A 23,876-nucleotide genomic window follows, 5' to 3' on the forward strand; every position below is an offset into this window, starting at 1 on the left:
ACTCCTTTAAATCTAAGAACAGTATACCTAATTTTCGAAGAAAAAGCTTGCAGATGTGGTCAAAGTTGCTGAATTTTCTTGAATTCGCTACAATGGATAGAGAAGAAAGAAGGAGGCACAAGCATGGAATTAGGTGAAGTGATCCGAGTAACACTCCCAGCGTTTTATGTTGTCGGAAAAGAAGGGAAAGGTCTTGCTGAAGAAGGCCCTTCATGGGTACCGGCACTATGGGATCTTGCAACGAAAGATTTTGAAGAAATCGAGTTTTTGCTAGCCGATCAAGAAGCGGAAGATCTGCAGTTCTGGGGATTGATGAGTGACGGAGAGAACTGGCTGGAACCATGGCAAGAGACAGGACGTTACCTTGCGGGTGTCCAAGTCACTACGGATAATTTTCCACCAGTAGATTGGGTCCGTTGGCAAATGCCAGAGATGGAATACATGGTCGTAAAAACAAATGAATCCAATCTAAACATGATGACAGAGAAGATGTTGAGAGAAGTTCTTCCAGAAAATAATGTTCAACTGGCAGCAGCTATTCAGGAACACTACCTGCCTAATTTTCAAGAAGGAGAAGTAGAACTGTATTTTCCTATTGAACCGATTGCGCCTGTTGTGACCAAAGAAGAGTTACTCTCTTAACAAAAAACTTCCAGTGTTTTAGTGATCACCGGTCTTACAGGCAACGCCAAACACTGGAAGTTTATTTTTGATTAAAAGAGATTTGTAAAGAAATTGGCAACTGATCGCCAGCCGATAACAAAAATATTTGCTTTTTCAACGGCTTTAGTAGTGATCAGCTCAGTAGTAGGGACTTCTTTACTACCATCCATATAACCTAATGTATCTGCAGGAATCGTTGCTGTTACTTTTCCTAAATCCGTTCCTTTGGCAACTGGTGCAGAGACGGTTTCTTCGTTCATTGTTTTGTTATAATCGATTGTTGTGGTGAAGTCTTTTGGATCCATATCTTTACGTACCCAAACAGAAAGATCATTTTTTACCGCTATGGGAACAGTAAGTTCTTTGCCGTTTTTAACAGCGACCGTTTTTGTATCTGCTAACTGATCACCAGCAGATAGAATAGGAACTTGCTCCCACGCATCAAATGAGTAATCCATCAGTTTGCCTGTTTCGGTGAAACGTACACTAGGATTCTCAGCATGACCGTTGACGTTTAACACTACGGTGATAATACGCTGGCCATCTCGCACAGCCGTTCCAACAAAGCAAGCACCTGCTAAATCAGTGGTTCCGGTTTTCAAACCGTCAACACCATCTTTGGCGTTGATGAAACCAGGTAGCATCCAGTTCCAGTTGACCATCTCAACTGGTGAGTAGGAACCTTCACCAAATGTTTTGGTAACCGTGCTGGTGACTTCTAATACTTCTGGGAAGTCTTGGAGCAAATGTCTCGCTACGATAGCGACATCTTTTGCAGATAATTCATTTTCATCAGTGGAAGTGGAACCAGGGTAAAGGTTTTCTCCCAGATAGGTGTTATTCAGTCCGGAAGCATTGACAATCTTAGCATCTGTGATTCCCCATTCAGTGAGTTTGTCTTTCATTTGATCGACAAAGGCTGGCTCCGACCCGGCAATTTTCTCTGCTAGGGCAACGACCGCAGCATTAGCTGATTGAATGTAGCTCGCTTCATAAAGGTCTTTAACGGTGTATTGAACATCACGATGCAAAGGAACATTGGACAAGTCAGGTGTGACACTAAGGTCGGCTGCATATTGTGAGATTTCAACAGGGTCTTCCCAAGTCAATTTGCCTTCCTTGACTTGTTCTGCTACTAGATACAGACTAATGATTTTTGTCACTGAGGCGATGCCCATCGGGGTTTCTCCCTCTTGGTCATATAAAATCTTGCCTGTATCGAAATCCACTGAAAAAGCAGCTTTTGCATCGATAGAAAAGTTTTTGATTTCTTCAGCGGTAAATGTAGTCTCCTCAGCGTGGGAGATCAATGGTATTCCGGCAATAAAAAAGAGGGTTGCTAGACCCGCAATCAATGAATACCAGATTTTGGATAATTTCTGCATAGGTAAACTCCTTCGTTTCTGTATCTAAATCAAAAGTTTAACAAAGAGTTTCCTGAGTTGCAATACTCTAGCAGAAAGTTCAAAAATTCGTAAGAACCAGCTTTTTTCTTCTTGCCGAATCACACCAGTGATCGCTTTGTCTTGAAACAATAGTTGTTTTTAGACATAAAAAAAGCTTTTCTTTAACGAACAAAGAAAAGCAGTTTTTTTATCTAATAAAACTATCGGCGAATATGATTTCGGGGATCCTCACTTTGCACTTTTACAGGTACTTTCACTGCTCTTGTTTCTTGCTGCATCAATTGGCGGGCAAGAAACAGCGTTCCTCCAAGTAATGCGGCTAAACCAAAGATTGAAAAAAGTGAAACAAACGTCGCTAACATAGAAATCCCTTCTTTCTGTTTTTAATTAATGTGGAAGGTAGGAATCGAACCTACACCTTAATCTATGAACGATCATCTATCACTCAACGGAACACCTTGTTCAACTACTTCTTATTACTATCATAGCATGAACCGTCTAAAAATGCTGGTAGAAAGTCTGAGCATTTTCAGAGGAAATCAAGAATAAATAATGAAGAAACTTTGAAGAAATCATTCGATCTTTGTCAAAGGATATTGCCAATCTTCTGCTTCATCATAAAGGGTGAAGCGCTGGTCCTTTTGTTCAATGATCAAATGGTAACCCAATGAATCTAGTAAAACCAATCTTGATGGGGTCAGCTCAACGATCACAGTAGGTGAATGTTTCCCATCAATTGTCAGTGAATGCTCCTCTGTGATCTCAATGGATACAGTGTCTTTCATTTTTGAAGTGAACTGCCATTTCCCCACGAATTGTTGGCGGGGCTCAGTTTTTTGCTTTTCTTTTCTTAATATGAGCGAACTGGCAACACCGGTCAAAAGTGACAGACCAATCAACAGTGAACGTTTTTTCACATTTTCACATCCATTCCTACCTATGATGGAACTAGTATACCATGGGGAACAAAGAAATCCTCCTACTTTGGTCGGAACTTTAAAAGTTTTTAATTGACCGTATAATCCATTTATCAAAATCTTACAGCCCTCAGAAAATACCAGAAAATTGCAGCGGCAGCGGATAGCTGCAGCAATGATGCTGACCCAAAGCATTGTTCCATAGCTTATGGTAAAATCAGATAGAAAGTTTTCTGCTTTCTCCTTCTTTAATTGAAAGAGAGTCTTTCACTGAGAATCAGAACATCATCAATTACTAGATCAACTGATTTAGCGTTTATTTAAGGAAGTCCGGCTGTTTTAAGGCCGAGGTATTAATGGAGAGGGAAAAAGATGGAATATCCAAATAGTCACTTAGCGATATTTATTATTCGGGAAAATCGCTTTATTGCCCGCTGTCGATTGATGTCAGGGGAGGAAGTAATCGTTCACGTCAAAAATACTGGTCGAGGAAAAGAGGTACTTGTTGCTGGTGCGTTAGTCACTTTGCAATACTGGAATAGTCCAAAGAGAAAAACTAATTATGATTTGATCGCAGTAAAAAAGGGCGACCAATGGATCAATATCGACAGTCAAGTCCCAAACCGTTTGGCCTATGAATCCTTATTGGACGGAACGATTCTTTTACCGCAGATCACAGGCAATCTAACTTTACTAAAGAGAGAAGTGACGTATCACCGTTCAAAGTTTGATTTTTATTTTGAAACAGATGTCGGAGAAAAGGGCTTTATAGAAATCAAAGGGATGACTTTGGAAAACAAACGAGTGGGTGCTTTTCCAGATGCGCCTACCAGTCGCGGATTGAAACATGTAAGTGAACTGATAGATGCCAAGAAAGAAGGGTACTATGCCGCGGTATTGTTTGTCGTCCAATTTGAAGACATTGATGTCGCGACGATCCATCGTGCCATGCAACCAGAGCTAGCAAAAAAAATCGGACAAGCAATTGCAGACGGAATCCAAGTTTTCGCGTATAATTGTCTTGTGGATGAAACCAGCATTTCCATTAATAAAGCAGTACCTTTTGATCTTACGGCTGCTTTTGAAGACCCAAACTTATAAGAAAAGAGGGAATATGAATGATTCATTTAGGGATAATCGGTACAAATTGGATCACGGATCAATTTGTACAAGCTGCACATGAAACGGGACGCTACCATCTAACGGCTGTCTATTCTAGAAAACTGGTGACTGCTCAGTCTTTTGCAGAGAAATACGGAGAAGTGACTTGTGTAGATGATTTAACGGCTTTCTTTCAACTAGAAGAATTAGATACGGTATATATTGCATCTCCCAACAGTTTGCATTTTGAACAAGCAAAACAAGGAATTTTGTCAGGAAAAAATGTGATCGTCGAAAAACCTGCCTTTTCGACACCATCAGAAATGGCTGAGATCATTGAATTGGCCAATGAAAATCAAGTTTTATTTTTTGAAGCAGCGCGCAACATTCATGAGAAAAGTTTTGACACCATTGCGTCTGTCTTAACTGAACATGGCAATATCATTGGTGCAAACTTTACCTATATGAAATACTCTTCACGGTATGATGCAGTGTTAGCAGGAGAGGAGCCAAATATTTTTTCTCCCCATTTTTCTGGCGGCGCATTGGTAGATCTGGGTGTTTATCCCGTTTATGCAGCACTAGCTTGGTTTGGCAGACCACAAAATGTTTATTATTTTGCCCGGAAAATCGTGACAGGAGTCGATGGGATCGGTACGATCATTTTACGTTATGAAACTTTTGACGTAACCATTCAAACTGGAAAAATCGGCAACTCTGACTTGAAATCAGAAATATATTTTGAAAATGGAACACTGGAACTAAATGCAGTCAATGCCATTGAACAAGCGGTATTTTATGACCGTACAAATAATGAAACGGTATTACCGGTGACTGCGCAGGCAAATCCGATGGTCGAAGAAGCTGCAGATTTTGCAGAAGTCATCGAAAATAAAGCAGATCCCCAATTGGGTGCGCGCTATGAAGAATGGATCGAATTAGCTCGTGATGTCAATGAAGCGATCTATCTCATGAGAAAACACGCAGAAATATCCTTTGACGCAGACAAAGAGTAAGGAATGGAATGTATGACAGCAACTTATTTAGCAGAAGTTTGGCAAGAAAAATGGCAAAGCAGCGGCTTTTCTGCGCCATCACTGATTCAAGAACGGGTTTACCCCCTCTTGAAATCAGGACAATCAGTAGTAGGCGTTTCGCCGACAGGTTCAGGGAAAACATTAGCCTATTTACTACCTTTATTGGAAACTGTAAAAGTTGGTGAAGGCAATCAGCTCCTGATTTTGACCTCTTCCCAAGAACTGGCCATGCAGGTCACACAGGTCGCACGAGATTGGGCCCAGCTTTTAGATTTGCAGGTTTTACCACTGATTGGCGGCGCAAATACTAAGCGACAAATTGAAAAGTTGAAGGCCAAACCAGAAGTTTTGGTGGGGACACCAGGACGAGTATTGGAATTGATCAAATTAAAAAAAGTCAAAACGCAACAGATTCACGGGGTAGTCTTGGATGAAGTGGATCAATTACTGAAAGAAGGGGCCTTTGGGCTCGCTAGCAAAATCTTGACGCTTATTCCAAAACAGGCGACTCGCAGTTTCTTCTCTGCAACTGCCAATGAGGTTCTAAAAGAAATTCAAGAACTGGCTTTTGAAACACCACAGGTCATTGATGTGACAGAGGAAGACCAGAGCAAAGGGGTGATCCATCATTATTATTTGAATTACCCGAGTCGTAAACTAGTGGATGCTTTGCGCCGGTTGGCTTACTTACCAGATTTTCAGGGATTGATTTTTTTTAATGAATTAAGTGCATTAGGTAATGCTGAAGAAAAACTGCTCTTTCATGGTTTGCCAGTCGCCTCCCTTGCTTCAGACCAGAACAAACTGACCCGCCGTGCTTCGCTTGATGGGTTCCGTCAGGGAAAGATTTGTGAATTACTAACGACAGATGTTGCTGCCAGAGGATTGGATGTCGATCAGCTGGGGTATGTGGTCAACACCGAGGTTCCTCAAGAGAAAGAATCTTATCTTCACCGAGCAGGTCGTGTGGGACGGATGGGAAATGAGGGCACAGTGATCACGATCGTCCAAGACCATACATTAAAGGATCTAAAGAAAATTGCCGCACAGCTGGATGTAACGCTGCAAGAAGTTTTCTTGCATGGAGGTGCGCTTCACACAGAGCGTCCGGAAGTTAAAAGTGAACCTAAAAAAGAGCAGAGTGTGCAGAAAAATTCCAGAAAAACTTCTGAAAAATTACACACTATGCCAAAGAAAACGAAGAAAAAGCAAAAAAACCAAAAAGATAAAGGCAAAAGACGCCATTGAGCGTCTTTTTGTGTTACCATTAACGGTGGTTAATTACTAGTGTGTAATATTGAGGAGGCATTTTCGTGAATTCAAGGAAAGAAGAAATCTTTCAGACGATCGAACTGCACAAACAAGGTCTGACAGCCTTAGAGGTTGCGGAGATTTTACAAATCGATCGCAGTAATGCAAGCCGTTATCTCAGTGAATTATTTAAAGAAAATAAAATCAGCAAGCGTGCTGGTCGGCCAGTAATCTATGAACCATTGAATGAGGAAGTTCATGTGGATGTGTCCTCCGAGGTTAGTTTTGAAAGTCTGGTGGGCGTTCAAGCTTCTTTGAAAGTCAGTATCCAACAGGCGAAAGCGGCCATTCTATATCCGCCCCGCGGACTGCATACTATTATATTCGGCGAAACCGGGACCGGGAAATCATTATTTGCGGAGTGTATGTATCATTTCGCTGTGGAATCAAAAATGCTGAAAAAAGATGCCCCATTTGTTGCGTTTAATTGTGCGGACTATGCGCAAAATCCCCAATTGCTATTTGGTCATATCTTTGGGATCCGCAAAGGCGCATACACTGGCGCTGCGGAAGATAGTCCCGGACTAATGGCGAAAGCCGATGGCGGTATTTTGTTTCTGGATGAGATTCATCGTTTGCCGCCGGAAGGCCAGGAAATGCTCTTTACCTTTATCGACAAGGGAGTCTATCGTCCTCTAGGTGAAAGCAATCAAGTGTACGAAGCTTCTGTGCAGATCATCGGTGCTACAACAGAATCTTCAGAAACATTTTTGACGACATTCAACCGAAGGATTCCAATGGCCATCACTTTGCCGAATGTGGAGAGTCGTTCACTGGATGAACGATATGAAATCATCTCCTTATTTATCAAGCAAGAAGCAACTCGGCTCAATCAACGGATCGACGTTGAGCGAGATGCGATTTTGGCCTTTATGCTGTATGAAGCAGAAGGCAATATCGGTCAAATCAAACGTGATTTGAAATTAGTCTGTGCCAAAGCATTCCTCCATTATCGGACCTACGGCAAAAAGCATTTATTGATTCGTAAAGAAGATTGTTCACTGCAAGTCCAAAAAGGATTGTTGAAAATCAAAGAAATGTCGGAACGTCTCGATCGATTTTTAGAAGGCAAAGGCGATTTTTTGAGTTTCGAGCCTGGGGATCAAGATGTTGTTTGGTCACAAGATCCTCAAAGAAATATGCAGGTTTACAATGAGATTGAAGAGAAAGTCAGCAGCTTGATCGAGACAGGTGTTGCAACGATCGATCTGGAAAATCTGATTTCCAAGGATGTGGATGCCTATTTTGAAATGTATGTAGAAGAGCTGACGCAAAATCCCGTTCACAAAGAGTTGATTCCAGAAGATATTTGGAAACTGACCAATCACCTTTATGATATCGCTGAGCAAAAATTGGATCGTACATACAATGAAAAAGCACGTTTTGCCTTTGCACTTCATCTTCAAAGTACATTAGAACGCGTAAAAGAAGGCCACATGATCGTTCATCCAGACTTAAATACGATTCGGAAAAATCTGAAATCAGAGTTTCAGGTGGCGATGGATCTATCAACTATTATTGAAGAGGAACGACACGTGGAGATTCCCTTCGATGAAATTGGCTTTATTAGTATGTTTCTAGCTATTCAGGTGAAAAAACAGATCATGCCGCTTGAGAAGGTAGAAGTCGTCGTCTTGATGCATGGAAGAGCAACAGCTAGCAGCATGCTGGAAACCGCACAGGAGCTATTGGAAACCACTAGCGGTTATGCAATGAATATGTCATTGGATACAGAAGTGGGCGCAATGTACGAAAAGTTACTGGCCTATGTTTCTAAGAATAAAGATAAATTAAGTAATGGTCTATTGCTTCTCACTGATATGGGATCATTGAACTCTTTTGCAACACTTATTTATGAAGAAACGGGCATTCGGACGAAAGCAATCTCCATGTCCAGTACGATGATCGTGCTGGAAGCTTTGCGCATGGCAGAGAGTGGACGCAGTCTCGAGGATATCTATCAAAACATCCAGCGTTCCTTTGAGACGATCGTTCAAGAGCAATTCCGCACGGTTCGGGAAGCCAAAGGCAATAAAAAGGCAGTAATCGTTACGTGCTTTACGGGAGAAGGTGTCGCTGCCAAGCTGTATCAGCGCATCTATCCGGTCGTCGATCAAGAGAAGGTCGAAATTATTCAAATGCAATTTATTGAGAAAGAAACCTTCAAGAAACACATCGATGGGTTGCTAGAAGAATATGAGATCAAAGCCATCGCTGGCACAGTAGATATCGATTATCAAAACATTCCTTTCTTTTCGGCTTATGATGTCTTTGATGACGAACGGTTGAATGTGCTGAAGCGAATCGTTTCTGATGAAGTTCCCATCGAGAAAATTGTACGCTCTCTTGAAAATACCCTTACGCATGTCGGGTCTGTCTATCATTTGATCGAGAGCTTGCAACGAATCGTCCATCAGGTTCAGAATCAGCTGCATGTGACACTAGAACCGACTGTAGATGCCGGGTTAGTGATCCACCTTGCTTTTCTTGTGGAGAGCAATTTGAAAAAGGAACCTTCCCGAGCATTTAAGGATTTAGCAAACTTCCAAAAGCGGTATCGAATCGAGACCGATGTGTTGCGAACGAACTTGCTGCAAATCGAAAAAAATTATCAAATCAAGATCTCTGAAGATGAGATTGCGTATCTCACACAGATGTTCTTAGAAAATGAAATAAAAAATCATCATGAATCCGCACACAATATTAGTGTGTAATGAGAAAAAGTAAAAGTGTGTAAGCGTTAAATTGGTGCAGACCATTGTTAAATCAAGGTTTGCACTTTTTTTATTTTGGCACGCTTTTTGCTTTATAGTTAAGTGTAAATAATAATTTAGAAAGGAGTGACAATGATGGCGAAAAAAACGATTATGCTCGTATGTTCTGCTGGCATGAGTACTAGTTTGTTGGTAACAAAAATGCAAAAAGCAGCTGAAGCAAAAGGAATGGACGCAGATATTTTTGCAGTTTCCGCTTCAGAAGCAGACCAACATTTAGAATCAAAACCGGTGGATGTTCTATTGTTAGGCCCACAAGTACGTTTTATGAAATCACAGTTTGAACAAAAATTAGCACCTAAAGGGATTCCTTTAGAAGTCATCAACATGACTGATTATGGCATGATGAATGGCGAAAAAGTTTTAGCACAAGCAGAAAGCTTAATGAAGTAGTGAAGTAAGAGGAGGATTTTTTTGATGGACGAGCAAAATTTGGAAGCCATTATGGGTTTGATCATGTATGGCGGAAATGCGAAAAGTGATGCAATGGAGGCAATTGCGGCAGCCAAAGAAGGAAATTTTGAATTGGCAGACCAAAAGATTGCGGATGCTGAAGCATCTTTAGTAGAAGCACACCACTCACAAACTGGTTTGTTGACACAAGAAGCGCAAGGAAACCATATGACAGTGACCTTGTTGACGGTTCATTCGCAAGACCATCTAATGACATCAATCGCATTTACAGATCTAGCGAAAGAAATCATTGATATTTATCGACGTATGAGTAACGAATAATCTTTGAACGGATAGAAGTAGTTATTTGTTGATTTTATCTCTTAGAAAAATCTTCTTTGGCGAATAGAACTTATAGGAGGACATAAAAATGGATGGATTAACGAGTTGGATGGAGAAATACATTCTCCCCGTAGCAGCGAAGATCGGTGCTCAAAAGCACTTAGTAGCGTTGCGTGATGCGTTTATTGGAACAATGCCCGCGACAATGGCTGGATCGATCGCTGTAATGATCAATGCGATCATTCGCGATCTGCCGCCACAGTTTTGGCCTAGTTATGATGCAAGTACAATTCCAGTTATACGTGAAATTATTAGTATTAATGGGTTTGTTTGGAATGGTACACTAGCTGTAGCTGGATTGGTTTTTGCTTTTTCTTGGGGGTATAACTTAGCCCGAGCATACCGTGTCAATGACCTTGCCGGTGGGATCGTCGGAATGGCGACACTGATCCAAGGAATCGCTTTTTCATATAGCACATCTGTTGCGACGACAGTTCCTGCAAATTTGATGGATGAAATCAATGCTGGTACAGCAACAACTGGTTGGTCAGCAACAGCTGAAGGAATTACAGCTGGCGGCTGGGGCTGGTTGAATTTAAACCATCTAAATGGGAATGCATACTTTACTGTAATGATCATGGGAGCAATCTCAGTCATCATTTTCTGTAAATTAATGTTAGCCAATATTACAATCAAAATGCCGGATTCCGTTCCACCAGCAGTTTCGAAAGCTTTTGCCGCAATCTTACCGGCAACGATCGCTTTGTATGTTATTGCTATTATTAACTTTATTGTTGGACAATTGACGGATGGACAATTGATTATCGACCTTGTTCAGAAATATATTGCTGAACCATTCTTGGGTCTTTCTCAAGGAATAGGTGCAGTCTTGATCGTTACTGTTTTTGTGCAAATCTTCTGGTTCTTTGGTATCCATGGTCCAAACGTATTGGCACCAGTTTTGGAAGGTATCTGGGGACAAGCACAGTTGATCAATATTGATATTTTCCAAAAAGGATATGATGGAAAAACTGGAACAAGCGCGGTATTAGCAGCCATTGAAGATGGAAAAGCGTATATGTGGGTTCGTGGATCATTCGATGCATTTGCATGGTTTGGTGGTTCAGGTGGAACGATCGTTCTTTTGATCGCCATCTTAGTTTTCTCTAAACGTGCAGACTATCTGACAGTTGCCAAATTATCAATTGGACCTGGTATCTTCAATATCAACGAACCAGTCATGTTTGGTTTGCCAATCGTATTGAATGCGATCATGTTCATTCCATTCATTATTGCACCACTTGTTGCTACAACAATTGGTTGGTTAGCTACTTACTGGGGATTAGTCTCACCAGTTTCTCAACAAGTAACTTGGGTTGTGCCGCCAATGTTATTATCATTCTTAGCAACCGGTGCAGACTGGCGTGCGCCAATCGTCACTTTAGTATGTATGGTGGTCACCTTCTTCATCTGGGCGCCATTTGTTATCTCAGCAAATAAAATTGATCCAAAATTAGGCGAATAGCCCTTTAATCGAGAGGAACTGCTATCGCTTCATAGTTGAGGTAGCAGTTCTTCTTTTCATTCATTAAGAATACAGATAGAAAACAGCAGCAAGAAAACTGCTCAAGGAGGAATAAAAAATGATCTCAATCGCAAGTGCTATGCAACAAGATGCAATCAAAGAATTATTAGAAGGATACAATGAAGACGGTGTGTCTTACACATTTAAAGAAAAACAAGGGATCAAATTGATTTTTACTACCACAGCTGACGATGCAGAAGCAGCAGCTAAAAAAGCGAAAGAATTGATTAAGGCCCAACCATGGGGATCTGTGCTATACTTTCAAGCAACCGCTGTTTGATGTCGTAATACAACTGATGTCAGGGACGATTAAATAGATAGGGATGAATCAAAATGATAAAAAACGGCTTATTTTTGTGCAGTATCGGGTTGCTTGTGATTTTGTATAGCATGAACCCAAGCAATATGCGTTTAGACATTTTCAGTTTTACTACTGGAATTGCTTTGCTGATAGGCGGCGGTTTGTTGTTTATGAAAGGCAAGAAAAAAGCTGATCAATCAAATGGAGGACAGTCTAAATGAAAATTGAAAAAACATTGAACGTTCCAAGTCCAGTCTTTTTCGATAAAATAATCGACTCAGTGATATTTGATATCCGCAAGGCAACAGGCAAAACGGTTTCCCGCAAACAGTTAGCCGGATATGAGTACGTCAAGGAATTTTCAGCTTCCAGCCGTGCAAAAATCAAAATTGAAGAAGTCATTGAGAATCAAGTCTATCAGTTTCGGACAGAGACAACCAAAAATGAGTTTGTCGTTAGCTATGAGCTGGAAACGATAAATGAAAAGCAGACAAAGGTAATTTATACGGAAACGATGAAGTCATTCGGTATTTTGCAACAAATGAATGATATGCTGCTTGGAACGATTCTAGGTTATTTTAAAAGAAAACAATTCAAAAAAATGCTGGTTATGATGGAAGAATCATATTAAAGGGGTCCTGTGACGCCTTTTTTGTGTTTTCCAGGTAGGTAATAGGAGGAAATCGGATGAGTGATGTACGTAGAATGGATGAAGCAGGCCCACAAGAAGTTTTGGATTTAGTGGCTTATGCTTTCCAATGGGAATTAAGTGAGAAAAATAAGGAGCGTTATCGCTTACTAGCAGAGAATTCATGGAACTATGGTTCGTATGATGATCAAGGAAAGTTGGCTAGTCAAATCATGGCCACACCTTTTGCCATTGATTTTCATGGAACAAGCTATCCGATGGCAGGAATCGGTTTTGTTGCGTCATATCCAGAATATCGAAGTCAGGGAAGAATCGACCGCATCATGCGCCGCATCTTGGAAGATTGTTATGAGCAGGGAATTGTCCTTTCCTATTTAGCACCTTTTTCTTTTCCCTTTTATCGTCGCTATGGGTATGAATACGTCTTTGAACGTATGGTCTATGACGTTGCTGCTCATGAATGGGCCGATAGTCCCAAAGTAACAGGTTCGATTCAGCGTCTGCCATGGTCAGAGGCTAAAAGTGTGATCCACGATATTTATCATGCTATGCCAAGACATAAAAAAGGCGGATTGCTGCGAGCAGATTGGTGGGAAACGATCAAATTTACGTATCGTAAGCCGTATACATTTGCCATTTACCGCGATGAAGCTGGGAATAATACCGGTTATCTAGTTTATACGATTCAAGAAGGCAAATTCATCATTGAAGAGTGGGGTTACTTAAACATTGAGGCTTATCACGGATTGAATCGATTGATTGTCTCTCATGCCGATTCTGTTGCCCGAATCATTTATCAACCAGGTTATGACAATGATATTCGCCAGGCAATTGCTGCCAAACCAATAGCACACTATCAGGTGAGACCGGATATGATGGCGCGAGTAGTCGATGTTCATCGCTTTTTGACGCAATATCCCTTTACTTATCAGCTAAATGGAGCTTTTGCTATTGAGATCCAAGAAGATAAATATGCGCCTTGGAACAATGGGATTTATGAAATCTCTATCAAGGACGGTCAGCATTCAATCGAAAAAGTAACGCAGACGCAACAACCAATAGTAAAAACAACCGTGCAGCGTTTTGTCCAGTTATTTATGGGATACCAAACAGTTGATACAATGGTTTTCTTGGAACAATTAGTGGCAGATGATGCAGCAATAAACTGCATCAAGTCTAATCTTCCAATAGGAAAACCAATATTAGAAGACTATTTCTGATTTATCGAGTCGTCCAACCAGCAAAATACCTGATGGTCCCCTCGCGTTTTAGGTAGGAATCCTTTAAGATATGAGAGCAGTGATACAGACAGCTGATGGACCAGATCTGTTTTATCATCTTTGGTTTTAACTTGCTTCTTAGACAAGTGTTCTGTTGCAGCTAAGATTTTTTTATCTGATAAGCAAAAAAACTCTTGTCCAGCAAGAGTTTAACAGGTTCTTTCAACGTTCCCTGCCGGAATCGAACCAGCAACTAATCCTTAGGAGGGACTTGTTATATCCATTTAACTAAGGGAACACAACAATCCCATTTTACCTGTAAATTCATCTTCCTGCAACCCTAAGTCATAGTTATTTTTGTTGCGGGATAAGGGAAGATGAGGAATAGAAACCCGATTTATGCAATCGTTTTGCTTTATGGATAAAAATAGGCATGGTACACTTTAGGTGTAACCGATCAAGTAGGAGGTAATGTTGAATGGTAAAATTTGGGAAAGCTTTTTTGTCGCAATTAACAACTGACGGAATCAATGGACCATTTGTCACGATCATGCTAAATACTCACGTAGGTCACCAAAATGTTGAGAAAGATCAAATCAAATTCAAAAATTTTGCTAAAGAAGCAAAACGCCGATTTGAGAAGAGATATCCCGACCACTCATGGAACAAATTCCAGGAAAAAATTGAGACTCTGCTTGCTGACCAGGCATTTTGGCGCAGCAGCACCAAAAGTGTGGCAGTGATCTTAACAGCAGAAGAAACATTGATCCATCGCTTGAGTATTCCCGTGGATGATCAATACTATGTCGGAGATACACCTTACCTGTTGGCGATCATCAAAAATGCCCAATTCAATTATGCCTTTTATTTACTTGCATTGAATCGGGATTCCATGAAAGTATACCATGTTGAAAACAAGCAAGTCACTGAAGTGGCATTGCCTGAAGACGCTCCTGTTGACATTGAGACTGCTCTTGGTGAAGAAATCAGCGGTGGTGGAGATTTCAATTACAGTGCACAAGGTGCACCAAACAGTTCTGGTGAAGGCGTTGCCTACCACGGCTTCAGTGCTAAAGACGAAGAGGTTGAGATCGATCATGTCAATTACTACCAAGCTGTAGACAATTATTTTAAAAATGAATTTCCAAATGAGGAAAATTTACCGCTTTATCTTTTTGCACTCCCTGAAAATCAAACATTATTTAAGAAGATTGCAAAAACAAGTTACTTCAAAAAAGATGCTTGTATTGCGTCATCGCCTGCTTCATTATCCCCACAACAAATTGCCGAGTGTGCGCAAAAATTGATGGACGATCTGATGCAGAATGAAGTAGCTTCTTACAACAAACTGCTTGACCGCAAATTTATGGATCAATTAGTGGACATTGTACCAGCAGCGAAAGAAGGACGGATCGCGCAGCTCTTTATCGCCACTTCAAATTTAGTGGATGGCTTCGGAGAAGACCCGGATACTGAGTATGATCGTCGGCAAGTGCTGAATACATTGGCCAAAAATGTGTTGGAAAACAGTGGAGAAGTCTCTATATTGGAGCAAAAAGATGCGCCGGATGAGAAAAGTTTGACTGCGATCTTGCGGTACTAGTTTCCTAAATATCCGTAAAGCACCAGTTGAATAAATTAGCCTGTGACATAAACAACAAGAAGAATAATCTGAACGATTTACCAGGATTGCGTATCCCTTGTATAGTTGCTACTAGAACTTACAAACTGTAGGAGCAATCGTAGAATTTTTCGGATTAGTCCCTTTGTTGTAGAACATATGTCACAGGCTTTTTCTCTAAAAAAGTGCCTTCTTTGTGGAGAAAGTTAAGAAATAATTGCGTTTTCATTTTTTTTAAGTTTGCGATAGTCAAGAAGCAAAAACTGTGCTATAATACGAAGTGTAGTTTTTGTTACGGTAATTTATGGTAGCTTGTTTCATTTTAAAACATCTCCCACATTTTCACCATATACAAGTAATTGCAAAATATGTGTTTTAACACAAGGAGGATTTTTATTATGGAAACAGGTACAGTAAAATGGTTTAACTCAGACAAAGGTTTTGGTTTCATCACTGCAGAAAACGGAAACGACGTATTCGTTCACTTTTCAGCTATCCAAGGTGAAGGCTTCAAAACTTTAGAAGAAGGTCAAGCTGTTACTTTCGATATCGAAGACGGACAACGTGGACCACAAGCTACTAACGTAAACAAAGCTTAATTATTGCCTATCAGAGCAGCTTAGCTGCTCTTTTTTTGTGCTTTCATTCAAAAGAAGGTAGAGTCTAAATTTGTTTGCATTTTCTGTATTTGTTATACTTGAAAAAAGGGGGACTCAGGATGGGACTGAATGAATTTATTTTGGGACTGGCGAATTTGGAAAAGATTCAACGGGCGCCGGGGTTCTTTAAGTTTACAGAACATAGCGTCGCGGCGCATTCTTTTCGAGTCGCAATGATTGCCCAGACATTGGCTGATATTGAAGAGCAGGCGGGAAATACGATCGATTGGCAGATTCTCTATGAAAAAGCATTAAATCATGATTATACTGAACGATTCATTGGAGACATCAAAACGCCTGTCAAATATGCAAATAAAGAATTGCGGCAAATGCTTTCGACAGTAGAAGAAAAGATGACAGATACATTCATCGAAGAAGAGATTCCAGAATCATTTCAGCCGATTTATCGTCGTAGATTAGCGGATGGTAAAGATGATTCCCTGGAAGGCCAATTGTTGGCGATCGCAGATAAAATTGATTTGCTTTATGAATCTTTTGAAGAAATTTCAAAAAGCAATCCAGATAAAGTCTACAAAGAAATGTTTCGCGAAGCAGTAATGACGGTCAAAAATTTTAATCACCGTCCTAGTGTGTCTTACTTCTTTGAAGCGGTCTTTCCAGAACTATTGAATGCAGATTTCTATGGAAAAGAAAATTTTCTAGAAGAAATCGCAAACCTAATCAAAAATTGAAATGGACTGTGAAACAAGTTTACCTATGAAAAAAACATACTAAGAGCAGAGGAGAAACTCATCCGTCGATAAGTTCCTCCTCTGCTCTTAGTATGTTGTATGTTTTTGAAGCCTTGTTTCACAGGCTATTTTTATTATAACAATGATTCTGCTCCATCAACATAGACTTCTGTACCCGAAATGTTTCCTGCATCTTCAGAGGAAAGAAACAGCACGAGGTTAGCTACTTGTTCCGGAATACCAGTCTCCTGACGCAAAGGACGTTCCCGTTCCGGAAAGACGATTGGGATTTTGATTTTTTCAACAGCCTCTTCGATAGCCGTATTCTCATCAATATTTGTTGAAATCGCTCCTGGACAAATCGCATTGACTCGGATGTTGTAGCCGGAAAGCTCGAGTGCCGCCATTTTCATGAAAGCAACTTGACCAGCCTTAGATGTGCTGTAGGCACTGGCACCGAAATTTTTGAAAATTCGGTTGCCGTTGACCGAACTTGTGATCACGATACTGCCGCCGTTGATTTTTAAAAACGGAATTGCTGCTTTAACTGTGACAAAAGTACTGCGAAGATTCGTTGTAATGGTCGTATCCCAATCATCTAGTGAAAGCTCTTCGATAGGGGTCCAGGTTCCATTGATCCCTGCATTAACGTGGAGAATATCGACACCACCCAACTCTTGTGCCAACGCTGTGACTGCCTGTAAGAGCTCTTCTCCTTTTGATACATCAACCACACGATAAATCGATTGACCTTCAGTAGCTTCTACAAATGCCTTCAATTCTGTTTCATCAATGTCTAATAGACCAACGACTGCTCCTTGATCCAGAAATTGCTGGGCAACTGCTTTGCCAATGCCGGATGCTGCACCCGTCACGATAACCCTTTTATTTTCAAACCGTTTCATTTAAACGCCTCCTTCTTAATTAAATTATAAAAAAGTTCCTGACCTTTGTCGAAAGATACGGATGGTCCATTGATTTTTGATAGGATGAACGTATGAGGACTTTAGTCCTAAAATCAAGCTTCTCGTCTGATTGATCTCAAAATTTGATTTTCTCGTTATTGGCTAAAACAGATGTAAGAGGCAAAGATTTTGTAGTATAATGCAAGAAGTGCGTAAGGAGGAAGCGAAATGAAACCCATATACGCTGTGGTCGACCTTGAAACAACGGGGACTGATCCTGCCATTGATCGAATCATCCAATTTGGCTGTGTTTTGATCCAAGATGGTCAGGTCATTAATCGATTTGCGACAGATATCAATCCGGATCGAAGAATATCAAAGCAGATCCAGAATTTGACTCATATTACCAATCAACAAGTGAAACGAGCACCGTATTTCGAAGATGTTGCTCATACGATTTATAATTTGTTAACACAAACAGTCTTTGTGGCTCATAATATTTATTTTGACTATCATTTCTTAAGTCAAGAATTAATCCGATGCGGGATGCCGCCCCTTGAGATTCCAGGAATCGATACCGTGGAATTGGCGCAAGTTTTTTTGCCGACAGAAAGCAGCTTTCGTTTGGGAGATCTGGCTGAAAGTATCGGATTTGTTCATGAGAATCCACATCAGGCGGATAGCGATGCGGAAGTGACCGCGGCATTATTGCTGTACATCGAATCGATCATGCGTGAACTGCCATGGGTGACTTTAAAGCAAATCGCCCAGTTGAGCGGTCAAATGGGGATGCAGACCAGTCAATATATTCAGCGGATCGTCAGTGAACGTACCGAAGAGCCGCTTCCTGAACATTTGGAAGAAATCGATGGATTGGTTCTGCGAAAAAAGAGTGTGCCATTGTTTGAATCAAGCTATTTTCAAGGAGAGTATCCTAAAGTTAAAGCGGATAAGATCAAATGTTTTGATGGTCGCCTCAGTTATCGAAAACAACAAGCGCGGTTGATGAATGCTGTTTATGATCACTTTTCTCATGAAGAAAAAAATCTGATCATTGAGGCAGAAAACGGCATGGGAAAAACCATCGGGTACTTATTTCCTGCAAGCTACTTAGCTACTCCAAAAAATCCATTAATCGTCAGTACCACGTCGATTTTGCTACAGAATCAGATATTGGCTAAAGACATCCCATTAGTCAATCAAGTACTGGAACAACCGTTGCAGGCAACTGTTGTGAAAAGCCATCAACACTACATTGATCTCCAGCGGTTCAAAGCAACATTAGAACAACCGCTTGAACAAAAACAGTATGCCCAGTACCAGATGGGACTTTTAGTTTGGCTGACCAAAACTGAGACCGGAGATTTTGATGAATTGAATCTTGTGCGTCTTGATCATCCGCTGTTTTTGGAAATCCGTCATCGAGGGGTGGATTTTTTGGCAAAGAATCAAGCTTTTTATGAGCAGGATTTTGTGCGCCATCTCTATAATAAGATGACACAAAGCAATGTGCTGATTGTCAACCATGCATTTTTGATGCAGGAAAATCGGCGACAGTATCCACTACTGCCAACGAGTGACTTTCTGCTGATCGATGAAGTCCAGCATTTGCCGGAGATTGCCGAAAGATATTCGCAAAATTCCTTTGATTCCCAACAGTTCAAACGACAATTTTTGCAAATGAATGAAGAAGGTTTGTTTGAAGAGATCAAGCAACTCGTCGCTGAAGAATTCGATCTTTCCCATTTATTTTCATTGTATATCGATGCCATCAAATTGATTATCGATACGCTAGAAGCCTATTTTGAAACACTCATGATCGATGGGGAAGAACTGACACTTGTCCAACGCAAGGATCTTTACGATGGCAGCTTGCAGCAAGATCGTCTCCATCAAAAAATTCATTTGTATTATAAAGAAATTTTAGAAATCCAACAGCGATTGCAGACAACCTTCATGGCGACAGAAGAACGGCGATTGGCTCGGGAGCGCATCCTGATTGCCCGCTTGTTCGATTATTTCCATGATATGGAGGTACAGGCAGCGACGGTTCAATCGTGGCTGATGAATTGGCGACCTCGGTATGTCCATTGGATCAAGAAAAAAGCAGGGACTGCTGCAGCGATTATTGAAGTGGCAGACCTGCAGGGAAATCAAATTATCGAAAGCAAATGGTATTCAAGGTACAAACATATTCTTTATTTAGGCGGTACATTGAAAATTCCTGGTAACAAATCTTACTTTGCTCACCGATTAGGCATTCCTGAAGTGACGGTCAAAACGATTCCGGCATTTTATGATTATGAAAAGCAAGCACGCCTGTTTATTGTCAAACAAGGAATCTCGATTCAGCAAGCAACGAATGAAGAATACGCGCAATATTTGGCCGATGCATTAACACCGTTGCTATTTGAAAATTTGCAGCCAACACTTGTATTATTCACTGCTCATGAAACATTGAAACGGGTCTATGAAAAACTGCATAAAAAAGCCTTGGAACAAGGACGAGAACTTGTAGCACAAGGGACTGGCGGTAGTCGCGAGAAAATCATCAAGCGCTTTTTACTGGCGGAAAATGGGATTCTTTTTGGAACAGATAGTTTTTGGGAAGGCATAGATTTACCCGGTCAAGCGCTCAAAATCGCGGTTGTGACGCGCTTACCATTTGAGAACCCCAAACGACCGCTTGTTCAAGCACGTCATGCTTTTTTAGCATCGGAAGGCATTGATCCTTTCAAGGAAGATGCATTGCCAAAAGCAATTATCCGAATGCGTCAGGCGTTGGGACGTCTGGTTCGGTCGGAAAATGATCAAGGAGTAATGGTGGTTCTTGATCGTCGGATTCTTTCTACGAAGTATGGCAAGCGAATACTTAAAGGTTTGCCAAAAAATCTGCCGGTCAAAGAAGCTACACCACAAGAAATGACCGAGGACATACGGGCGTTTTTTGATTCTGGAGCAGAAGAAACACCAAAAAAACATTTTTCTTAAAAGATAGCTGAAATCTGCTATAATAGAGCATATTATTTTTATGGAGGATAACGAGTGAAAACGAAAGACAAAGAACAACGCCGTGTGATGATTTTACTGGGTGAGATCGTTTTTTTATTGATCGTTATCATATTCTCATCGATTTTCTACATCCGTTCGACTCGTCCGATGCGACAGGCACGCAATGAAGCAATCGAAATTGCTCAAAAGTATACGGATTTGAAAGAGGTCGATCAATTTTATTGGTTTAATCGTCAAGCCTCTTCTTTTAGTTTAGTTGGTACAGATGATAAAGAAAATAAAATCGTCGTCATTATTCCTAAAAGCGGTGAAAAAGTGTCAGTTTTTAAACAATCAGATGGTCTAACGGAAGAAGCCGCTCGTCAATTGGTTGCCGAAAAGCATCCAGAAGAAACGATCCAGAAAGCTACTTTAGGATTGTTTAAAGAGCAAGCTGCTTGGGAAATCATGACGAAAGATGCTTCTGGTGAACTTCATTATTATTTGCTAGGTTTTAAAGACGGCAAGGAAATCAATGCCATCAATAATATTTGATTTAGAGAAAGGATGGTTGACATGACACTCTCCAAACGAGCGTATCAAGTAGAGCCCTCAGTTACATTAGCTGCAGCTGCCAAGGCTAAGGCGTTAAAAGCGCAAGGCGTTGACGTATTGAGTTTGACGGTAGGAGAACCCGACTTTATTACTCCTGAGAATATTCGTCAAGCCGCTATCCAAGCCATTGAAAATGGGAAGGCAAGTTTTTATACCCCGACAGCTGGGATCCCTGAGCTAAAAGAAGCCATCCTACGCTATCTGCAGGAGTTTTATGGCGTAACGTATGACACCAACCAAGTGATCGTAACAGATGGCGCTAAATTTGCGCTTTATGCGTTGTTTCAAGCAGTGATCGATCCAGCAGATGAGGTGATTATTCCTGTGCCATATTGGGTCAGCTATGCAGAGCAAGTGAAACTAGCAGGAGGGCAACCAGTCTTCGTCTATGCTGCGGAAACCGAGCAATTTAAAGTAACGGTTTCTCAACTAGAAGCTGTTAGAACAGCCAAGACTAAAGCCATTATTTTGAATTCGCCTTCCAATCCAACGGGAGCAATTTATTCGAAAGAAGAACTACAGGCTATTGGAGAGTGGGCAGTTGAACATCATATTTTGATTGTTTCTGATGATATCTATGGTCGTCTGATTTACAATGGGCACTCCTTTACGCCGATTGCTAGCTTGTCTGAGGCTATTCGTAAGCAAACGATCATCATTAATGGTGTCTCAAAAACATATGCCATGACTGGTTGGCGGATTGGATTTGCCGTTGGCGATCAGACAATCATTCAAGCGATGACGGATATTGCTTCTCAAGCAACTAGCAATCCTACAGCTGTCAGTCAATATGCTGCTGTTGAAGCACTGTCAGGGAATCAAGACTCCATTGAAATCATGCGTCAGCAATTCGAAGACCGATTAAATAAAATCTATCCGATTGTTGCAGCCATTCCAGGTTTTCAATTAGTAAAACCGCAAGGCGCTTTTTACCTTTTCCCAAACGTCAGGGAAGCAATGAATATGTGCGGATATGAAGACATCAATAATTTTGTGGAAGCAATTCTGGAAGAGACCGGAGTAGCAGTCGTTACTGGTGCTGGGTTTGGTGCACCAGACAATTTACGGATCAGCTATGCAACCGATTGGGCAACCTTGGAAGAAGCCGCAAAACGTTTGCAGGATTTTGTTGAAAAGAAAAGCCGAAAAGCTTAAAATGCTTTATGGAACCCTTATTATCAGATTGGAGAGAAACGTGTGGAATCTATTCAAATTTTAGATGCAAAAAAACATGTTGGCGAAACAGTACAGATTGGTGCTTGGGTCGCAAACAAACGATCAAGTGGAAAAATTGCCTTTCTGCAATTACGTGACGGTACCGCATATTTTCAAGGTATCGTGGTAAAAACTGAAGTGGGCGAAGAAGTCTTTCAGCTTGCCAAAAACTTAAATCAAGAAACGGCAGTTCTAGTAACTGGTGAGATTCGTGAAGATAGCCGTTCGAAATTTGGCTACGAAATCGGTATCAGCGGTATTGAAGTAGTGGGCGAAAGCCATGAATACCCAATCACCCCTAAAGAGCACGGCACCGACTTCTTGATGGATCATCGCCATTTATGGCTACGTTCTTCAAAACAACATGCCATCATGCAGATCCGTAACGAAGTGATTCGTGCTACCTATGAATTTTTCAATAATAATGGCTTTATCAAAATTGATCCACCAATTTTGACAGGGTCTGCACCGGAAGGAACAACGGATCTTTTTGAAACCAACTATTTTGATCAAAAAGCATATCTATCTCAATCTGGTCAATTATATATGGAAGCTGCAGCGATGGCATTTGGTAAAGTCTTTTCATTCGGACCGACTTTCCGTGCAGAAAAGTCTAAAACGCGTCGTCATCTAATCGAATTCTGGATGATCGAACCGGAAATGGCTTTCATGCATCAAGAAGAAAGCTTGGAAGTACAAGAACAATACGTTGCTTTCCTTGTACAAAGCGTTTTGGACAACTGTGATTATGCATTAGATGTTTTAGGCAGAGATCGTGCCATTCTTGAAAAGTATACGAAATTACCATTCCCTCGTATTTCTTATGATGATGCCGTAGAACTATTGCAAAAAAATGGCTTTGAGGACATTCAATGGGGTGACGATTTTGGTTCGCCACACGAAACATTTATTGCAAACTCATTTGATCAACCAGTCTTTATTCTTAACTATCCAAAAGCCATCAAACCTTTCTATATGAAACCACATCCAACAAGAGATGATGTCGTGATCTGTGCAGATATGATTGCACCAGAAGGCTATGGGGAGATCATCGGTGGCTCAGAACGGGCTACAGATTATGAATTCTTGCTAGAACAAATCCGTAACCACGGATTAGATGAAAATGAATACTCTTGGTATTTAGATCTTCGCAAGTATGGCTCAGTTCCACATACCGGTTTTGGTCTAGGTCTTGAACGGACCGTTACATGGCTATCAGGTATCGAACACGTGCGTGAAGCCATTCCATTCCCACGCTTATTGAATCGTATTTATCCATAGGGGATATTAAAAGCCAGCTTCTGGGTAGGAAGCTGGCTTTTTTTGGTAAAAGGAAGCAAGGAATCTTAGGGGAATGAAGGTGCGAGTTTTTGGATTTATCAAAAGATCACCATATGCCGGAAGGTGTAACTTTTATTGAAATATAACGGTTTTGTTACATTTATTTTCTTTTTGCTTATTATCAGGTAAAATAAGAAC

23 protein-coding genes and 1 tRNA gene are annotated in these 23,876 nt (G+C 40.9%); 19 read left to right on the forward strand and 5 right to left on the reverse strand.

Annotation, left to right across the window (positions count from 1 at the left end):
- Positions 1 to 123 precede the first annotated feature (123 nt).
- Entirely contained in the window at positions 124 to 642 is a 519-nt protein-coding gene (locus IGJ28_RS08625; protein ID WP_103299887.1) for a GyrI-like domain-containing protein, read from the forward strand.
- Between the two features lie 71 nt (positions 643 to 713).
- Here the strand turns inward: IGJ28_RS08625 and IGJ28_RS08630 are convergent, their stop codons facing one another.
- The 3 genes from IGJ28_RS08630 to IGJ28_RS08640 all read right to left on the reverse strand — a co-directional run bounded on the left by IGJ28_RS08630 (position 714) and on the right by IGJ28_RS08640 (position 2,986).
- A complete protein-coding gene (locus IGJ28_RS08630) occupies positions 714 to 2,048 on the reverse strand; it encodes a serine hydrolase (RefSeq protein WP_171917953.1) in 1,335 nt (444 codons plus the stop codon).
- Positions 2,049 to 2,269: 221 nt separating this feature from the next.
- Positions 2,270 to 2,431, reverse strand: coding sequence for a hypothetical protein (locus IGJ28_RS08635; RefSeq protein WP_003126893.1), 162 nt, complete (start codon positions 2,429 to 2,431; stop codon positions 2,270 to 2,272).
- 210 nt (positions 2,432 to 2,641) lie between these two features.
- A complete protein-coding gene (locus IGJ28_RS08640; RefSeq protein WP_003126895.1) occupies positions 2,642 to 2,986 on the reverse strand; it encodes a DUF4828 domain-containing protein in 345 nt (114 codons plus the stop codon).
- 372 nt (positions 2,987 to 3,358) lie between these two features.
- Here IGJ28_RS08640 and sfsA point away from each other — a divergent pair, with 372 nt between their 5' ends.
- From sfsA to IGJ28_RS08695, 11 genes are all read left to right on the forward strand, one after another.
- The gene (sfsA, locus tag IGJ28_RS08645) at positions 3,359 to 4,087 is read left to right on the forward strand and encodes a DNA/RNA nuclease SfsA (RefSeq protein WP_005472220.1); all 729 of its coding nucleotides are present in this window, start codon (positions 3,359 to 3,361) and stop codon (positions 4,085 to 4,087) included.
- A gap of 17 nt (positions 4,088 to 4,104) precedes the next feature.
- On the forward strand, positions 4,105 to 5,103 hold the full coding sequence (locus IGJ28_RS08650) for a Gfo/Idh/MocA family protein (protein WP_252711807.1): 999 nt from the start codon (positions 4,105 to 4,107) through the stop codon (positions 5,101 to 5,103).
- Between the two features lie 12 nt (positions 5,104 to 5,115).
- A complete protein-coding gene (locus IGJ28_RS08655) occupies positions 5,116 to 6,372 on the forward strand; it encodes a DEAD/DEAH box helicase (protein ID WP_252711808.1) in 1,257 nt (418 codons plus the stop codon).
- A gap of 65 nt (positions 6,373 to 6,437) precedes the next feature.
- Positions 6,438 to 9,149: a sigma 54-interacting transcriptional regulator gene (locus IGJ28_RS08660; protein WP_103299890.1), complete on the forward strand. Its 2,712-nt coding sequence runs from the start codon at positions 6,438 to 6,440 to the stop codon at positions 9,147 to 9,149.
- Positions 9,150 to 9,284: 135 nt separating this feature from the next.
- On the forward strand, positions 9,285 to 9,602 hold the full coding sequence (locus IGJ28_RS08665; RefSeq protein ID WP_252711809.1) for a PTS sugar transporter subunit IIB: 318 nt from the start codon (positions 9,285 to 9,287) through the stop codon (positions 9,600 to 9,602).
- Positions 9,603 to 9,626: 24 nt separating this feature from the next.
- The gene (locus tag IGJ28_RS08670) at positions 9,627 to 9,944 is read left to right on the forward strand and encodes a PTS lactose/cellobiose transporter subunit IIA (protein ID WP_003126901.1); all 318 of its coding nucleotides are present in this window, start codon (positions 9,627 to 9,629) and stop codon (positions 9,942 to 9,944) included.
- Positions 9,945 to 10,032: 88 nt separating this feature from the next.
- On the forward strand, positions 10,033 to 11,469 hold the full coding sequence (locus tag IGJ28_RS08675; RefSeq protein ID WP_003126904.1) for a PTS sugar transporter subunit IIC: 1,437 nt from the start codon (positions 10,033 to 10,035) through the stop codon (positions 11,467 to 11,469).
- A 118-nt stretch (positions 11,470 to 11,587) separates the two neighbouring features.
- Positions 11,588 to 11,809, forward strand: coding sequence for a hypothetical protein (locus IGJ28_RS08680; RefSeq protein ID WP_003126906.1), 222 nt, complete (start codon positions 11,588 to 11,590; stop codon positions 11,807 to 11,809).
- Between the two features lie 53 nt (positions 11,810 to 11,862).
- Entirely contained in the window at positions 11,863 to 12,051 is a 189-nt protein-coding gene (locus IGJ28_RS08685; protein WP_003126909.1) for a DUF3188 domain-containing protein, read from the forward strand.
- On the forward strand, positions 12,048 to 12,461 hold the full coding sequence (locus IGJ28_RS08690; RefSeq protein WP_252711811.1) for a DUF3284 domain-containing protein: 414 nt from the start codon (positions 12,048 to 12,050) through the stop codon (positions 12,459 to 12,461). The genes IGJ28_RS08685 and IGJ28_RS08690 overlap by 4 nt, the downstream gene beginning before the upstream one ends.
- A gap of 56 nt (positions 12,462 to 12,517) precedes the next feature.
- Entirely contained in the window at positions 12,518 to 13,699 is a 1,182-nt protein-coding gene (locus tag IGJ28_RS08695; protein WP_113849920.1) for a GNAT family N-acetyltransferase, read from the forward strand.
- Between the two features lie 226 nt (positions 13,700 to 13,925).
- On the opposite strand, the gene IGJ28_RS08700 is transcribed toward IGJ28_RS08695, so the two are convergent.
- Positions 13,926 to 13,997, reverse strand: a tRNA-Arg gene (locus IGJ28_RS08700).
- Between the two features lie 180 nt (positions 13,998 to 14,177).
- Here IGJ28_RS08700 and IGJ28_RS08705 point away from each other — a divergent pair.
- From IGJ28_RS08705 to IGJ28_RS08715, 3 genes are all read left to right on the forward strand, one after another.
- Entirely contained in the window at positions 14,178 to 15,302 is a 1,125-nt protein-coding gene (locus IGJ28_RS08705; protein ID WP_138371726.1) for a baeRF6 domain-containing protein, read from the forward strand.
- A gap of 416 nt (positions 15,303 to 15,718) precedes the next feature.
- The gene (locus tag IGJ28_RS08710; RefSeq protein ID WP_003126918.1) at positions 15,719 to 15,919 is read left to right on the forward strand and encodes a cold-shock protein; all 201 of its coding nucleotides are present in this window, start codon (positions 15,719 to 15,721) and stop codon (positions 15,917 to 15,919) included.
- Positions 15,920 to 16,038: 119 nt separating this feature from the next.
- Positions 16,039 to 16,671 (forward strand): HD domain-containing protein, encoded by a 633-nt coding sequence (locus tag IGJ28_RS08715; protein ID WP_005472230.1) that lies wholly within the window; start codon positions 16,039 to 16,041, stop codon positions 16,669 to 16,671.
- A gap of 134 nt (positions 16,672 to 16,805) precedes the next feature.
- Here IGJ28_RS08715 and IGJ28_RS08720 read toward each other — a convergent pair whose 3' ends face one another.
- A complete protein-coding gene (locus IGJ28_RS08720) occupies positions 16,806 to 17,576 on the reverse strand; it encodes an SDR family oxidoreductase (protein ID WP_003126921.1) in 771 nt (256 codons plus the stop codon).
- A 228-nt stretch (positions 17,577 to 17,804) separates the two neighbouring features.
- On the opposite strand from IGJ28_RS08720, the gene IGJ28_RS08725 reads away from it, so the two are divergent.
- The 4 genes from IGJ28_RS08725 to asnS are packed head-to-tail and all read left to right on the forward strand — an operon-like array spanning position 17,805 to position 23,678.
- Positions 17,805 to 20,567, forward strand: a complete 2,763-nt coding sequence (locus IGJ28_RS08725) for a helicase C-terminal domain-containing protein (RefSeq protein WP_438845329.1) — start codon at positions 17,805 to 17,807, stop codon at positions 20,565 to 20,567.
- Positions 20,568 to 20,621: 54 nt separating this feature from the next.
- Entirely contained in the window at positions 20,622 to 21,122 is a 501-nt protein-coding gene (locus IGJ28_RS08730) for a cell wall elongation regulator TseB-like domain-containing protein (RefSeq protein WP_252711814.1), read from the forward strand.
- A gap of 21 nt (positions 21,123 to 21,143) precedes the next feature.
- A complete protein-coding gene (locus IGJ28_RS08735) occupies positions 21,144 to 22,337 on the forward strand; it encodes a pyridoxal phosphate-dependent aminotransferase (RefSeq protein ID WP_034706885.1) in 1,194 nt (397 codons plus the stop codon).
- 42 nt (positions 22,338 to 22,379) lie between these two features.
- A complete protein-coding gene (gene asnS, locus IGJ28_RS08740) occupies positions 22,380 to 23,678 on the forward strand; it encodes an asparagine--tRNA ligase (protein ID WP_005472233.1) in 1,299 nt (432 codons plus the stop codon).
- Positions 23,679 to 23,876: the final 198 nt, after the last annotated feature.

Source organism: Enterococcus sp. AZ091 (assembly GCF_051714805.1).
In the GTDB taxonomy this organism is placed as follows: domain Bacteria; phylum Bacillota; class Bacilli; order Lactobacillales; family Enterococcaceae; genus Enterococcus_D; species Enterococcus_D gallinarum.